General features: G+C 68.1%; 13 protein-coding genes. 4 read left to right on the top strand and 9 right to left on the bottom strand.

Going from position 1 to position 13,950, the window contains the following annotated elements; all coding sequences use genetic code 11:
* Positions 1-111 precede the first annotated feature (111 nt).
* Both phaP and CTP10_RS20655 read left to right on the top strand, forming a co-directional pair.
* Positions 112-507, top strand: coding sequence for a TIGR01841 family phasin (gene phaP / locus CTP10_RS20660; protein ID WP_116319762.1), 396 nt, complete (start codon positions 112-114; stop codon positions 505-507).
* A 79-nt stretch (positions 508-586) separates the two neighbouring features.
* Positions 587-1,396: a response regulator transcription factor gene (locus tag CTP10_RS20655; protein WP_116319763.1), complete on the top strand. Its 810-nt coding sequence runs from the start codon at positions 587-589 to the stop codon at positions 1,394-1,396.
* Between the two features lie 73 nt (positions 1,397-1,469).
* On the opposite strand, the gene CTP10_RS20650 is transcribed toward CTP10_RS20655, so the two are convergent.
* Both CTP10_RS20650 and CTP10_RS20645 read right to left on the bottom strand, forming a co-directional pair.
* Positions 1,470-2,456 carry a Bug family tripartite tricarboxylate transporter substrate binding protein gene (locus tag CTP10_RS20650; protein ID WP_116319764.1) on the bottom strand — a complete coding sequence of 329 codons (987 nt, stop codon included), beginning with the start codon at positions 2,454-2,456 and terminating at the stop codon, positions 1,470-1,472.
* A gap of 104 nt (positions 2,457-2,560) precedes the next feature.
* On the bottom strand, positions 2,561-3,469 hold the full coding sequence (locus CTP10_RS20645; protein WP_116319898.1) for a LysR family transcriptional regulator: 909 nt from the start codon (positions 3,467-3,469) through the stop codon (positions 2,561-2,563).
* A gap of 222 nt (positions 3,470-3,691) precedes the next feature.
* On the opposite strand from CTP10_RS20645, the gene CTP10_RS20640 reads away from it, so the two are divergent.
* Positions 3,692-5,656: an aconitase family protein gene (locus CTP10_RS20640; protein WP_116319765.1), complete on the top strand. Its 1,965-nt coding sequence runs from the start codon at positions 3,692-3,694 to the stop codon at positions 5,654-5,656.
* Between the two features lie 48 nt (positions 5,657-5,704).
* Here CTP10_RS20640 and CTP10_RS20635 read toward each other — a convergent pair whose 3' ends face one another.
* From CTP10_RS20635 to CTP10_RS20620, 4 genes are all read right to left on the bottom strand, one after another.
* Complete coding sequence (locus tag CTP10_RS20635; protein WP_116319766.1) at positions 5,705-6,238, bottom strand: hypothetical protein; 534 nt, start codon at positions 6,236-6,238, stop codon at positions 5,705-5,707.
* A gap of 28 nt (positions 6,239-6,266) precedes the next feature.
* Positions 6,267-7,091 (bottom strand): DUF2092 domain-containing protein, encoded by an 825-nt coding sequence (locus CTP10_RS20630; RefSeq protein WP_116319767.1) that lies wholly within the window; start codon positions 7,089-7,091, stop codon positions 6,267-6,269.
* Between the two features lie 177 nt (positions 7,092-7,268).
* Entirely contained in the window at positions 7,269-8,006 is a 738-nt protein-coding gene (locus CTP10_RS20625; RefSeq protein WP_116319768.1) for a glycosyltransferase, read from the bottom strand.
* 22 nt (positions 8,007-8,028) lie between these two features.
* On the bottom strand, positions 8,029-9,084 hold the full coding sequence (locus CTP10_RS20620) for an acyl-CoA dehydrogenase family protein (RefSeq protein ID WP_116319769.1): 1,056 nt from the start codon (positions 9,082-9,084) through the stop codon (positions 8,029-8,031).
* Positions 9,085-9,377: 293 nt separating this feature from the next.
* On the opposite strand from CTP10_RS20620, the gene CTP10_RS20615 reads away from it, so the two are divergent.
* Positions 9,378-10,589 carry a GGDEF domain-containing protein gene (locus CTP10_RS20615; RefSeq protein WP_116319770.1) on the top strand — a complete coding sequence of 404 codons (1,212 nt, stop codon included), beginning with the start codon at positions 9,378-9,380 and terminating at the stop codon, positions 10,587-10,589.
* A 27-nt stretch (positions 10,590-10,616) separates the two neighbouring features.
* Here the strand turns inward: CTP10_RS20615 and CTP10_RS20610 are convergent, their stop codons facing one another.
* From CTP10_RS20610 to CTP10_RS20600, 3 genes are all read right to left on the bottom strand, one after another.
* Complete coding sequence (locus CTP10_RS20610) at positions 10,617-11,825, bottom strand: HWE histidine kinase domain-containing protein (protein ID WP_116319771.1); 1,209 nt, start codon at positions 11,823-11,825, stop codon at positions 10,617-10,619.
* Positions 11,826-11,902: 77 nt separating this feature from the next.
* Complete coding sequence (locus CTP10_RS20605; protein ID WP_116319772.1) at positions 11,903-12,601, bottom strand: potassium channel family protein; 699 nt, start codon at positions 12,599-12,601, stop codon at positions 11,903-11,905.
* On the bottom strand, positions 12,591-13,919 hold the full coding sequence (locus tag CTP10_RS20600; RefSeq protein ID WP_116319773.1) for a TrkH family potassium uptake protein: 1,329 nt from the start codon (positions 13,917-13,919) through the stop codon (positions 12,591-12,593). Before CTP10_RS20600 ends, CTP10_RS20605 begins: the two co-directional genes overlap by 11 nt.
* Between the last annotated feature and the right edge of the window lie 31 nt (positions 13,920-13,950).

Below are 13,950 nucleotides of genomic sequence, written 5' to 3'. Positions count from 1 at the left end.
AAATGATGCAACGCAGCACGCCGGGTGCCTCTTTCGACGCAATCCGGTTGTGTGTTTACCAGCAACCTGTCGTCCGGCATTGAGCCCAGGCGGACCAAAGGAAACCATTGCATGCCCGTTTTCGCGCCCGATCAGTTCGCTGTCCCCAACGGCAGCGGCTTTGCTGACTGCTTCGCCTTCTCCAGCATCCTGTTTGCCGGCTTCCAGCGGATCGCCGAGCTGAACCTGCAGACCGCCCAGTTGGCCTTCGAGGAAAACCAGCAACGCATGCAGGCGCTGTTCGCCAGCAAGGACCTGCGCAAGGTTCTTGAACTGCAAAGTGCCCTGACGCCGCTTGCCGCCGACAAGGCCTGCGCCTACACGCGGCAGGTGTGCGAGATCGCCGCGGAAACGCAGGCCGGGCTCGCCCAGCTGGCCCAGGCCCGCTTCCAGCAAGCGGCTGAACTCGCGCAATCCAGGCTGAGCCACGCCACGGCGGCGGCTGTCGCCGGGCGGGCCGCCGCATAACCCACGGTCGCCGGACGCGCCGCCTGCCGCCCCTGCCGCGGCCACGGCGCCGCGTCCGCGCGCAAGAGAGAAGCGTGCAATGAAGGTGCTGTTGATTGAATCCCACGCTTTGCTGCGGGTTGCGTTGTGCAGGACGCTGGAAGACGCCGAGGACGTCGGTGAGGTCGTCACGGTCGATCCGGCGAGCATCGCCGCGCCTCGCGCCGCCGGTGAAGCCATCGCATTCGTCGTGCTCGGCCTGCCGGAGGATCCGGAGGCAGCGTGGCAGTTGCTGTGCCAGGTCGGCAGGACCTGGCCTGCAGCGCGGATACTGGTACTGTCCGACTACGCGCCCGCGAACTGGGTCGATGACAAGGTCACGGCGGGCGTGGTGGGCTGCCTGCCGAAATCGGTGGGGCCCGATGTCTTGAAGGCATCGATCCGGCTGGTCGCCAGCGGCTACCAGGTCAGCCTCGGGCCGTTCCGCCAGCGGCCGGGTGTCGCGGTGGCATCGCACGATGGCACGCGCAAGGGCAGCGCGGGGAAGCCGCAGACCGTGGCGTTGCGTTCGCCCGGCGACGTGAACGCTCCCGGCGAAGCCCACCTGCTCGGCCTCACGCCGCGCCAATATGAAATCCTGGTACTGCTCGCGCGCGGCTATCCCGCCAAGACCATCAGCCGGCAGCTGAACGTTTCCGTGGCGACGGTCAAATGCCATTGCCACGCCGTCTACAAGACGCTCGGGGTACGCAGCAAGGGCGAAGCCGTCCACGTGGCACTGCAACGCGGTGCGCGCCTGGGACAGGCAGGCCCCGGTCCGGGACATCCGGCAGCGCAGCCCGTGGCAAGCCCACCGCAACCGGCGCAACATGCGGCAGTCGCGGATTCCGAGGATTGCCCGGCGCTGTAGGCAGGCTGAAAAAAACAAGGCCCGCCGCAAGCGGCGGGCCCGGGTTCAGGCACGTTGCCTCAAGCACGTTGCCTCAATTCAGCGTCGGCCCCGCCTGCTTGACGATCCTCGCGTGCTTGTCCAGCTCGTTGCGCAAGAACGGCACGGCCGCGTCGGCCCCCGTGGCGGCCACGACCACGCCTTGCGCCGCCAGATGCTCCAGCACGTCGCGCTCCTGCAGCGTGGCCTGGATCCTGGACTGGAGCGCCGCGACGTTCGCCTTCGGCAAACCCGCAGGACCGACGATCGCCAGCCAGGCATCGAAGCTGTAGCGTGGCAGGCCCGACTCCGCCAGCGTCGGCACATCCGGCAAGGCCGGCACGCGCTGCGTGGTCGACACGGCGATGGCCTTGAGCTTGCCGGCCTTGATCAGTGGCAGCACCGCCTGCACCGTCAGGAAGCCGACCTGCACCTGGCCGCCGATCAGGTCTGTGGTGTAGTTGCCAGCCCCCTTGTAAGGCACATGCCGGATATCCACCTTCGCTTCGCTGGCAAACAACTGGCCAGCCAGGTGCAGCACCGTGCCGTTGCCCGACGAACCATAGTTCAACTCACCCGGCTTTGACTTGAGCAGCGCGATCAGGTCACGGGTGGTTTGCGCGCCGACGGATGGATTGACGACCAGCACCAGCGGCAGCGTGCCGATCACCGTGATCGGCGTGATGTCCTTGAGCGAGTCATAGGGCAGGTTCTTGTAGATGAACGGGTTGATCACGTGGTTCGACGAGATCAGGCCCAGGGTCGAGCCGTCCTTCGGCGCCCTGACGATCTGCTGCGTGCCCGGCACGCCGCCGGCACCGGCGATATTCTCGACCACTACCGACTGGCCCAGGTGCTTGCCCAGCGGCTGGCTCAGCGCACGCGCCACCGCATCGGCCTGCGATCCCGGCTGGGTCGGCACGATCAGCCTGACCGGCTTGGTTTCCTGCGCATTGACTGCGACTGGCAGGCTGCCCAGCGCGGCGAGGGTCGTGAAGCTGGCGAGCGCATGGCACGCCCGCCGAAACAGCGTTGTCCGCATTCCTTGTCTCCGTTTATTGAATCGCACCGTGAGCGGTGGCTTTGGGTCGGAGTGTAGGGCTGCGCCGCCGCGCGGCAGAGTGCTAATCCGCTGGACGGGGTATCTCAGGCTGGCATAGCCTCGGCGGTGCCCGGCTGCAGCGCGCGGATCATGGCCGCGATCGCCCGCAGCCGCGGTTGCTTGTAGGGCGCGTAGATCAGCAGCTGGCGCTCGCGCCAGGGCTCGTCGAGCGGCACGCGCACAAAGCCGCGCGTGCCGGCGTAGGCAGCGCCGGCGCTGGCCGGCAGCACGGCGATGCCCAGGCCCGCTTCCACCATGCGGCATGCGGCTTCGAAGCTGGACACCGTCACGCTCTGGTTGAACGGCAGGCGCAGGTTCGCCGCCTGCTCGCGCAGTTCCTGGTCGAGCGCGCCGCCGGACTGCACCACCACCAGCGGATGCTCCAGCACTTCGGCATAGCGAATGCGCTTGCGCCGCGCCAGCCGGTGCGAAGACGGAATCACGACATTGAGCGGATCGCTGGCGAACGGCCACGACTCCAGGCCGCCAGGCGTCTTGGCCGCGACGCCAATGCCGATGTCGACGCGATCGTCAAGGCAGGCGCGGATCGATTCGGCGGTGGAGCGTTCATACAGCGCGATCTCGACCAGCGGATGCGCCGCCTTGAACGCATGCAGGCGCTCGGGCAGGAAGCCGATGATGGCCGACGGACTGGCCGACACGCGCACCACGCCGGCAACCTGGTCGCCCAGATCCTGCACTTCGCGCGCGAAGCTGGCGATGTCCTCATTCAGCTTGCGGCCCAGTTCGAGCGCGCGGGCGCCGGCATCGGTCAGCACCACGCCCGCGGGCGAACGCACGAACAGCACCACGCCCAGGCTGCGCTCCAGCTCGGCGATGCGCCGGCTCAGCGCCGACTGCGCTATGTGTTCGGTTTCCGCCGCGCGCTTGATCGATCCTTCGCGTGCCGCGGCGAGGAACAGCTGGATATTGACGGGGTCGATGCGATGCATGGTCATTCAGGATGCCGGGCCGCGAGCCCGCGAGCCTCGTTTCGTCCCGATACTACCGCCTGCCTGTGCCTGCCGTCCGCGCCACACACAGCACAACGGGTTAACCCTGATATGCCACCGGCAGATAGCAGAGATGCCGGATCAGCGCTTCGTGTCCACGCCCCGCAGCCAGTAAAGTGCCGCCCATCTGCCAACCGTGCCACCGTGCCACCGGAGACCTCCATGAGCGCCCCCGATTTCCCAGGCCGCATCCTGTTCCTTGCCGACTCGGCGGATGCCGTGGCGCGCCAGTTGCGCGGCGAGGCCATCACGCCCGAGCAAGCCGGGGCTCTGCGCGACGACGTGTCCACCGACGAGATCACGCCGGTGCCGATCCTGACGCACTACGACGACAAGCTTGGCCGCTATCCCTATATGGGCTACAAGGTCGAAGGCACCTGCCCGGTCGCGCCCGGGGCGATCCGCGAGGGCGGCTTCTCGGTGACGGTCGCCGGCAACCGCTACGGCAAGGGATCGTCGCGCGAGCATAGTCCCGCGGCGGAAAAGCTGGCCGGCATCAGGCTGGTGATCGCGCGCAGCTTCGAACGCATCTATCGCCAGAACGCGGACAACATCGGCCTGTTCACCTCGACCGACTTCGGCCTGCTTGCGCGCCTGCAGGCAGGCGAGCCGATCCCCGCCGAAACGCTGGTGGCCGGACGCGACACGCTGGCCGCGTCGATCCTGCTGAGCGGGGGGCTGCTGAAGTTCGGCCAGCAATACCTGGGCAACGTCGAACCGGCGGCCGCGACGCCGCCCGCGGCACCGCAGACCCTGTTCGAGAAAATCGTCCACCGCCACCTGCTGGCGACGCCGGTCACCCCGGCAAGCCCGCAACCGGGCGACGGCGTTTTCGTGCGCGCCGACTGGCGCTTCATCCACGAGTACTACACCGGCATGTGCGCCCACATGCTGCACGCCACCTTCGGCAAGCCGCTGCGGCTCAGGGATGCCGAGCGCATCGTGGTGTTCGAGGACCATACCTCCTACGTCAATGAAAGCCCGGCGCACGTGCGTGGCGGGCTGGTCGACAACGTTGCGAGGATGTGCGCGGCACAGCGCGAGTTCGTCGACGCATACCAGCTGCGCTGCCACCGCACGCTGACCGAGGAGGCTTCCCGTGCCGACGACGGCGGCCATGCCGCGGGCATCTCGCACGCGATGATGGCCGAGCGCTATGCGCTGCCGGGACAGGTCGTGGTGGGCACCGACTCGCACACGCCGCATAGTGGCGCGCTGGGCTGCGTGGCCTTCGGCGTCGGCACCACCGACATGGCCAACGCGTTCGTGACGGGCGCGGTCCGCATGACCATGCCCGAGAGCATCCGCGTCGCACTTCACGGGGCGCTTGCGCCGGGCGTCACGGCCAAGGATGTGGTGCTGCACCTGCTGGCGCAGGCCGCCATCAAGGCCGGCGCCGGGGTCGGCAAGGTGTTCGAGTTCACCGGCCCCGTCGTGCGCGCGATGTCCATCGACGAACGCGCGACGCTGACCAATATGTGCGCCGAGCTGGGCGGCTTCACCGGCATCGTCGCGCCGGATGCGCAGACGGTGCGCTTTCTCAAGGAGCGTCGCGGCATCGATTTCGTGATCGAGCCGTGGATGCGCAGCGACGACGATGCCGCCTTCGCGGCCACCATCGAACTCGACTGCAGCACGCTCGGCCCGATGGTGGCACGCCCCGGCGATCCGGGCAACGGCCTGCCGCTGGCAGCGCTGGACCGGCGCGTGCGCGTGGATATCGCCTACGGCGGCTCCTGCACCGCCGGCAAGCGCGAGGACTTCGACCTGTACCACGAGGTGCTGCACTGGGCGGTGCAGCGCGGCCTGCGGCTGCCGCCGCATGTCACGCTCTACCTGCAGTTCGGCACCACCGACGTCAGGGACTATTGCATCCGCCAGGGCTACATGGAGACATTCAACGCGGCCGGCGCGCGCATCCTGCAGCCGTCGTGCGGGGCGTGCGCCAACTGCGGGCCGGGCTCGTCGGAACGGGCCGGGCAGGTAACGGTCAGCTCGATCAACCGGAATTTCCCCGGGCGCTCGGGGCCCGGGCAGGTGTGGCTGGCGAGCCCGCCCACCGTGGCGGCCAGTGCGATGGCCGGTGAACTGGTGTCATTCCATGACTTGCAGCTGCGCCATGGGTAAGCCCGCCGGGCCGGCGAGGCAGCCAGCCCGGCGCGCTCAGGCCTGTCTTCAGTACGGCGGGTTGACCACGACGTACTGCGGCCCCTGCGGCATGTACCAGGTACTGCCGCACTGCTGGTAGACCATGCCGCCGTAGTTGACCGGCACGCAGCTCGGCGGGACCGAGCGCACCATGGAACCCACCACCGCCGACGTCACTGCCACCGTGGCGGTCACCGCGGCGGCAGTCGCCACCGGGTGGTAATCGTTGTCCCAGCCGCAGCAGCCGCCGTGACTGTCGACGTTCACGTTGACGTTGCGGTTCGAATTGACGTTGACGTTGCGGTTGGCGTTGACGTTGTTGACGCTGGTGTTGCGAACGTTGTTGGTGCGCGCGTCGGCTCGCTGGTTGTTCACCTGCCGCGCTTCGCGGTTACCGCCGCCGGCAGCGGCGCGCTGCCCGCCGCCAGCGTGTCCACCGGCTGCGGCATGTCCGCCACCACCGCCACCGCGGGCGGCCTCGGCCACCGGGGTCCAGCCGGACGCCACCAGCACGAGCGCGGCCGTGCACACTGCGAGCGGCTTTGCGAATGTGTAGGTCATGGCAATGCTCCTTTTGTCCATTGCCCCGTTACCGGGTGGCCTTCAGGGGAACGAATTCCGCCTTCCTGGCGTCCTTGGGCGGCGTGAAGGCGAACGCTGAAGTGCCGAACCTCGGGGTCAGGTTCCACTTGTAGAGCGTGACCGACTGCGGCCTGGCCTCGTCGGCCCGATTGGTGATGAGGAGCTTGCGCGGCAGCGGACGGCTGCCCGTGGCGATCCAGATCTGCCAGTCGAGCTGTCCCTGGCGGAAAGCATAGTGGTCGCACAGTTCACCGCCGACGATGTCCTGGCCGGCATTCATGGCCGATTCCATGTTGTCCAGCGGCGCCGCGGGCGTGCCCCACAGGAACAGGTCGGCCGACGGAATCTCGACACCGAAGCGTTCGCGCAGCCGTTGCGCCAGCACGCCCAGGTTGTCGCTGAAGTCCACCTGCGAATAGGACTTCTGCGCAGGCGAGTAGAGCGTGACCTGCTTGCCGTCATAGATCAGGTCGCGCTGCGAGCGCGCGCTGCGCATCAGCGCGCGCAGCCGGTCCGGCCGTTGCACATCCAGGTCAGCCGTGGCGGTGTGCTGCAGCTTCTGGCCGTCCTGCAGCACCCGTTCGCCCGACAAGTCGATGAAGACCTCGAACTGGCGCAGCGACTGCAGGTACTTGCCCATGTCGTTCAGCGCCTGGATGGCCGCGGGATCGACCGCATTCTGCTGCGCCTGCGGCTGCGGCTGTGCCTTGCTGGCCGGCGCCGCTGCGGGCGCGGCCGATGTCGCGGGTGCGGCGGGCGGCGGCGCTGGCGGCGTGCTGCTGCAGGCCGCCAGCGCGATGACGAGCAGGGTCAGGGCCGGTATGCGTGCCATAGTGAACTCCGGTTGACTGGACAATCGCCCGGCCAATTGCGCTTTCAGGCCAGCGATGGAGACGCTCGGAAATCTTCTATGACGAGAGCCGCGAAGTGAAGTGAATCTTTTTGTGGGCGCGATAAGCCGCATGGCAATACGCGCGCGTGCCGTCGACGACGCATGGCGCCCGCGGCGCTAGACGCCCTCGGGCGCCGTTGCCTCGCCGGCGCCGTCATGCGGCGGCGACGGCAAGTCCGGCGCAGCCGCCAACGCCGCGAGATGATCGGCGAATCCCCCGGGCAGCCGGCCGCGCGGACGGCCGCTGGTGACGACCCGGGGCTGGCAGCTCCACGCGATCCTGGCGTCGATGGCCATCAGCCGCAGCACCAGCGCGACGTCTTCGTGCGTGGCCTGCGGCGGAAACCCGCCGGTACGCCGGTAGGCGTGCGAACAGACGCCCAGGTTGGCGCCGTGGATGTGCCGATGTTCGTCCTGCCAGCGGTAATGCGCGTAGAAAAGGGCCGGCACATGCGGGGGGTGCAGGCTCCAGTCGTCGACCATGACCAGCCCGCATACGGCATCGGCGCGCAACGCCAGCTGGGCCACCAGCCAGTCAGGCGCCACGCGCGTGTCCGCGTCGGTAAACGCCAGCCAGCGCGCCTGCCGCGCCAGCAGGTGCACGGCGCCCGCATGGCGGGCCTTGCCGACGTTGCGCGCGGCGATCGTCAGGCAGGTGAGATGGCCGGCCGGCAGATGGCGGCGGGCGTGCCGCCTGGCAATGGCGGCAGAGCGATCGCTGCAGTCGTCCAGCACCAGCACGATCACGACGGGCTCGCCGTCCAGCAGCGGATGGGTACAGGCGACCGTCAGCGCGATCAGGCAAGCCTCGAGATACTGTTCTTCGTTATGCACCGGCACCACCACGCCGATCATCGTGTGCCCTCCGCTTGCGTTGTCACAGCGCGTGTTCGAAGGCAGGCCCACCCGCGTCATCCGCAAGCCGCGCGCCCAGCGCCGCCTGGTCGCGTTCCGCATGGCTCTGACGCAGGAACACCGGCAGGTCGGCATACAGCTGGGCCAGCCGCTGGTCGCGGCAGAGCGGTCCTGCGCCGAGCACATTGCCGGCACGATGCATCACGCGCCGGGCCGCGGCTTCCACCACGGCGCGCACGCGCATGGCCGGCACGAAGGCATCCGCGGCGGGATGGGCATCGATCCAGGCCGCGGTCTCGCGCAGCAGCGCCGCCGCGGCGCGCAGTTCGCCGTCGATGGCACCCAGGTGCGCCGCCGCGTGGGGATTCTGGTGGCGCTGCACGGTGTCGCGCACGGCCCGCGCCAGCGGCGTCACGGCCCCATACCAGCACGCCGCGATGCCTGCTCCGCCGTGCCAGAATCCGGGGCGGTCGATATAGGCGCCGGGACCGCCAATGCAGAGCGCCGCGCAGTCGTCCAGCAGCACGTCGCCGCTGCCGGTATCGCGCATGCCGACCGCATGCCAGCCATCGCCGGTCACGGTCACGCCCGGGGCGCGCGCATCGATCAGCGCCAGCCGGGCCGAGCCGGCTTCGTCCCGGCAGGTCAGGAGCGCATGTGACACCGCCGCCGCGCCGGAACACCACGCCTTGCGGCCATGCAGCCGCACCGGCGTCAACGGTCCCGCCATACCCGCCATATCCGCCTTACCCGCCTGCAGGGCCAGCCTGCACTGGGCTTCGTCGGGCTCGCCCGGCATGGCCGTCATGCCGACGCGCGCGTCCGGCGGCTCGGCGGCCCATATCGCCCAGGTGGTGTCCGCGGCCGCCGTGGCATGTGCTACCTCCGCCAGGATCGCGAGCGCGTCGGCATGGGCTTCGAACAGCTTGATGACCACGGCGCCATGCGTTGCCGCCACGGCAGACAACAATTGCCAGCGCGCCAGCGTCTGCCCCCGCCCGGGCAGCGGGATGCCTTCACGCGGGCTCAGTGCCGCGAACAGGGAGGCAATGCGGTTTTCCGGGGGTGTGCAGTCCATGCGATGTTGCCGTCAGCGCGCCTGTGTCCGCGAATGCCCGCAGCGCGCCGGCGATTCACGAACCGTTTGGCCATTTGCCGACTCCTTCGGCGTCAGGAACGATCGTGAAACACTGCATCGTCCATGCCAGCGCCCGCAGTCCGGTCCGGCAACGCGGTCGTGAAGGTTTTGCCTGCCAGTGGATCCCTGCCAAGGCACTTTCTACCCGCTGCCGTGGCAAGGCTGCTGTCGTATTTCCCACGTAGAATTCGCCTCACGGCGCAATCTGCAGGCGCCATGTCTTTACATTTGGGATGTACGTCGATCTTCTTACTCTTTACCTCCTTGCCATCGGAACCCTTCTCGCCAGTGCCGGGATGACGTTCTGGGAGCATCGGACCCATCCCAGCCGCGGCGAGGCGTTGCGGACCCTGGCAGCGGGCTTCGCGACGCTCGCCGCCGGCTGCGCGGCGGTGCTGTTCCGCCGTGACTTGCCTGGTGCGATCGGCCCGGCCCTGAGCAACCTCGTCATTCTCAGCGGCTACCTGCTGATCCTTTCCGCGGTCGCCTCGTTACGGGGACGCCAGTACCGCGCCCTGGCGGCCGCCGTGCTGATTGGCATGGCGCTAATGTGGGCGGCGGCGGGCATGCGCTGGCAGGATGCCATGTGGAACTACGTCAGCTCGTTCCCGATCGCGCTGGTTAGCGTGCTGACAACGCTGGAGATGCTGCGCTGCGAGCCGATGAAAGCGCTGCATGCGCGCCGCGTCGTCGTCGCGGTGACAGGCATCCATGCCCTCTTCTATGCCACCCGGGCATGCGTGCTGCCATGGCTGGTGATGGCGTACGGACCGTCTGTCCAGTCGTTTGCCAGCAAGATCACGATCTACGAAGGCGTGCTGTACTCGGTCCTGTTGCCGATGGCCCTGCTCAAGCTCGTGCGCGAGGAGGCGCACGGCCAGTTGCTGCGCGACTCCCAGACCGATTACCTGACCCGGCTTGGCAACCGCAGGTGGTTCTTTGAAGAAGGCGCGCGGCTGACGGGGGGCACGGGGGGCACGGGAGGCACGGGAGGCACGGGCGGTGCGTCCGGTGCCGGCCCGGTCGCCGTGCTCGCGTTCGACCTCGACCAGTTCAAGGCGATCAACGACCGGTACGGGCACCAGGCGGGCGACAAGGTACTGAAGTTCTTTGCGGAAACCGCGCGTGAGGTCCTTGGCCCCCACGCGCTGCTGGCGCGCATCGGTGGCGAAGAATTCGCGGCGCTGCTAAGCGGGGACGACGCCCGCCGCGCCCGCGCGCTGGGGGAGTCTGTTGCCAGGCGCTTCGCCGGGGCCATTCCCGAGCGCATCGACGGCATCCGGATAGCGGCAACGGTCAGCATCGGGCTGGCGCAGTTCGACACTGAAGTGCCGGCGTTGGCCGACGGGCTTGCCGCCGCGGACCGGGCGCTTTACCGCGCGAAATCGCTGGGCGGCAATCGACTCGAATCGGCGCTGTCTGTCGCAGGGGCCGCGGCTGCCTGACGCCGAGGTCGCGTCACCGGCAGCGCGCTACAGCCTGGACAGCGGCAGGGAAAACATGACGGCCAGCCCGGGCTCGCGCCAATCCAGTTCGAACGTACCGCCGAGCTGACGGGTAAGCGTATTGCGCAACAGGATGCTGCCGAACCCTTGCCGCTGGCTGGGCCCCTGGATTGGCGGGCCGCCTTCTTCGTGCCAGCGGACGGCGAGATGCTCCCCGCAGCGCTCCCAGCTCACCGAGACACACCCGGCTTCCTCGGACAGCGCGCCGTACTTTGCCGCATTGGTGGCAAGCTCGTGGAAGACGAGCGCCAGGCTGGTGATCGCCCGGTTGCCAAGGGGCACATCGGCACCGTTGACGACAAGGCGGGGCCGGTCCGAGGCTTGGCCCGACGCTTCATAGGGCTTGAAGATGGCCCGGGTCAGTTCATGCAAGGTGCCGGCGGAGGCTGGCGGGCCATCCGCCTCCGTGCCGGACGCCTCGCGCACCAGAGCATGCGCGGCGGCGAGCGCGTGCAACCGGCCGGACAGGCTCCTGGCATAGCCGTCCACCGAACCGGCCGACAGCCTGCTGGCATGGATCATCCCATCCACGACGGCGAATACATTGTTCACGCGGTGGTCCATCTCGCGCGTCAGCATTTCCTGCCGCTCCAGCGCCTCCTGCAGGCGGCGTTGATTCTGCAGCATGGCAAGCGCAATGCCGACGAAGGAGGCCAGCTCCTGCATCACGCCGGCATGCCCGGCATCGAAGTGCCCGGCTTCCTCGGCGACGATCCACAGGGTGCCCAGCGGCTGCCCGTGCGCCATGTATAGCGGAACCAGCAGCACCTCGGGACAGACCACGCCCGCCTCGGCGATCCAGCCATAGTAACGTTCCGGATGCCGCGTCAGGGTCGGCTCGAAGCGGTCCAGGCATACGCCACAAGGGCTGTAGTCGCGCGGCGTGGTGGCGCCTTCGAAGGACGCAAGCTTGCCACGCAGGTCGCGCCAGCGGAAGAGGCCCGGCGTGCCATGCTCGGGCTCGAACGCGCTGATCCCGGCCGACGCCGCGCCGGTCAGCTGCATCGCGCGTTCGACCAGCCGGGGAAGCACCTGCCCGGGATGGTTGAGCATCTGCGCGGCGATGTCCTTCAGCGCAAGCTTCTCGCCCTGGTAGTCAATGGCTTTCGGAGGCCGGCGCTCCAGTTCGGCGGTGATGTAAAGGTCGGGGGGCGGGACGGTATCGGCAAGGGTCATGCCCTTCTCCTGGGTGCTCGCTGCGCTGCAATAACTACGGGATATTACACGGCGGCCTGCGGCTCTTCCCCGCGCCCCTAAACCTTTTCCGAACTGCCGGCGAAGCGTTCGATCTTGCTGGTCAGGCCCGACACCACCAGCAGGTCGCCGGGCAGGACCATGGTGGTCGCCGTGGCGTGCTCGAACTCCGCGTTGCCCCGCTTGATACCCACCACCGTCACCCCGAATTGCTCCCGGACATGGGACATCAGCAAGGTCTTGTTATGGGTGCAGGCCGGCGCATGGATCCGCGCAATGGCGAAGCCGTCATCGAACTCGATGAAATCGATCATCTTGCCGGTAATCAGGTGGGCGACCCGCGCGCCCATGTCCGCTTCCGGATAGACCACATGGTGCGCACCGATGCGCTCCGCGATCTGCCCGTGTTCGGCCGTAAACGCCTTGACCCAGATGTCCTGGATCTGCAGCTCGGTCAGCGCCATCAGGGTCATCAGGCTGGACGACATATCCGTGCCGATGCCCACGATGGCGTGTGAAAAATCGGCCACGCCGAGCTGGCGCATGACATTGACGTCGGTCGAGTCGGCCTGGATCGCGCAGGTCAGCACGTTGGACCAGCGCTGCACCAGGTCGGGATCCCGGTCGATGCCCATCACGTCATGCCCCAGGCGCATCAGCGACTGCGCCACGGAACCGCCAAAGCGCCCGAGCCCGATCACGGCCACGCTGTCGCCTGCCGAGAAGGCGAACTGTTCGGAAAACAATCTAGCCAACAATTGGATGCTCCTCGGGGTAACGGTACGGCGTACGACGCTCGCCCATGGCAAGGGATACCGCGAGCGTGATGGTGCCGACCCGGCCGGCATACATCAGCGCGGCCAGGATCAGGTGCGCCGACGGCGGGAGGTCGGCGGTGATGCCGGTGGACAGGCCCGCGGAGCCAAAGGCCGCGATGACCTCGAAGATGACCTGGTCGGTCGGGAATTCCGTGACGAACAGGATGGCCAGCGTTCCGATCGTCGTCAGCGCGCTGCCCAGCACCAGCACCGTGATCGCTTGCCGCTGGGCGGAGCTGCTGACGCGGCGCCCGAAGGCTTCGCTGTCGCCGCGGCCGCGGATCTCGGCGATCACCAGCAGCGCCAGGATCGCGATGGTGCCGACCTTGACGCCGCCCGCGGTACTGGCGCTGCCGCCGCCGACGAACATCAGGAAGTAGTGCAGCGCCATGCTTTCATGGGTCAGGCCGCCGATGTCGATGGTGTTGAAGCCGACGGTGCGCGCGGAGACCGAGGCAAACGCCGCCGACAACAGCTTGTCTCCCGGCGCCATCGGGCCGAGCGTGCGTGCGTTGGTCCACTCGAACATCAGCACCCCGACCAGGCCTACCAGGAACAGCACCCCGGTGGTGGCCAGCGTGAGCTTGCTGTGCAGCGACCAGCGGTGCGGGCGGAAAGTCTTGTTGCGCAGGTCGTGCAGCACCGGGAAACCGATGCCGCCGACCAGGGCCGCCACCATCACCGGCATCAGCACCCACTGGTCGGCCGCATAGCGGATCAGGCTGTCGGCATGTGTCGAGAAGCCGGCATTGTTATAGGCGGAAATGGCATGGAACAGCCCGTTCCAGGCGGCGTCGTCCCACGGCGCGCCATAGAGGAAATGCAGCCGCAACGCCAGCCAGGCCGCCAGCACCAGTTCGACCCCGATGGTCACCACCAGCACCAGCCTGGCCACGCCGACGACATCGCCCAGCCCGATCGCGTGGGTCTCGGCCTGGGTCAGCAGCTTGGTGCGCAGCCTCAGCGAGCGGTTGACCATCAGCCCCAGCAGCGTCGACGCCGTCATCATGCCGAATCCGCCAAGCTGGAACAGGACCATGATGACTGCCTGGCCAAAGCCGGACCAGTACGTGCCGGTATCGACCACGATCAGCCCGGCCACGCACACCGCGGACACCGCCGTAAAAAAAGCGGTCAGCCACGGCACGCTGCCGCCGCCTTCGCGCGCCCAGGGCAGCATCAGCAGCACGCTGCCCGCCACGATGGCCAGCAGGAACCCCATGGCGACGGCGCGGGCAGGATGCAGGGCGGCTTTCATGCAGGCATTGTGTGCCTTGGCGCGCTACAAA

Origin of the sequence: Cupriavidus sp. P-10, from assembly GCF_003402535.2 — a bacterium.
Lineage (GTDB): Bacteria > Pseudomonadota > Gammaproteobacteria > Burkholderiales > Burkholderiaceae > Cupriavidus.
This window is presented reverse-complemented; position numbering and strand designations above follow the sequence as displayed.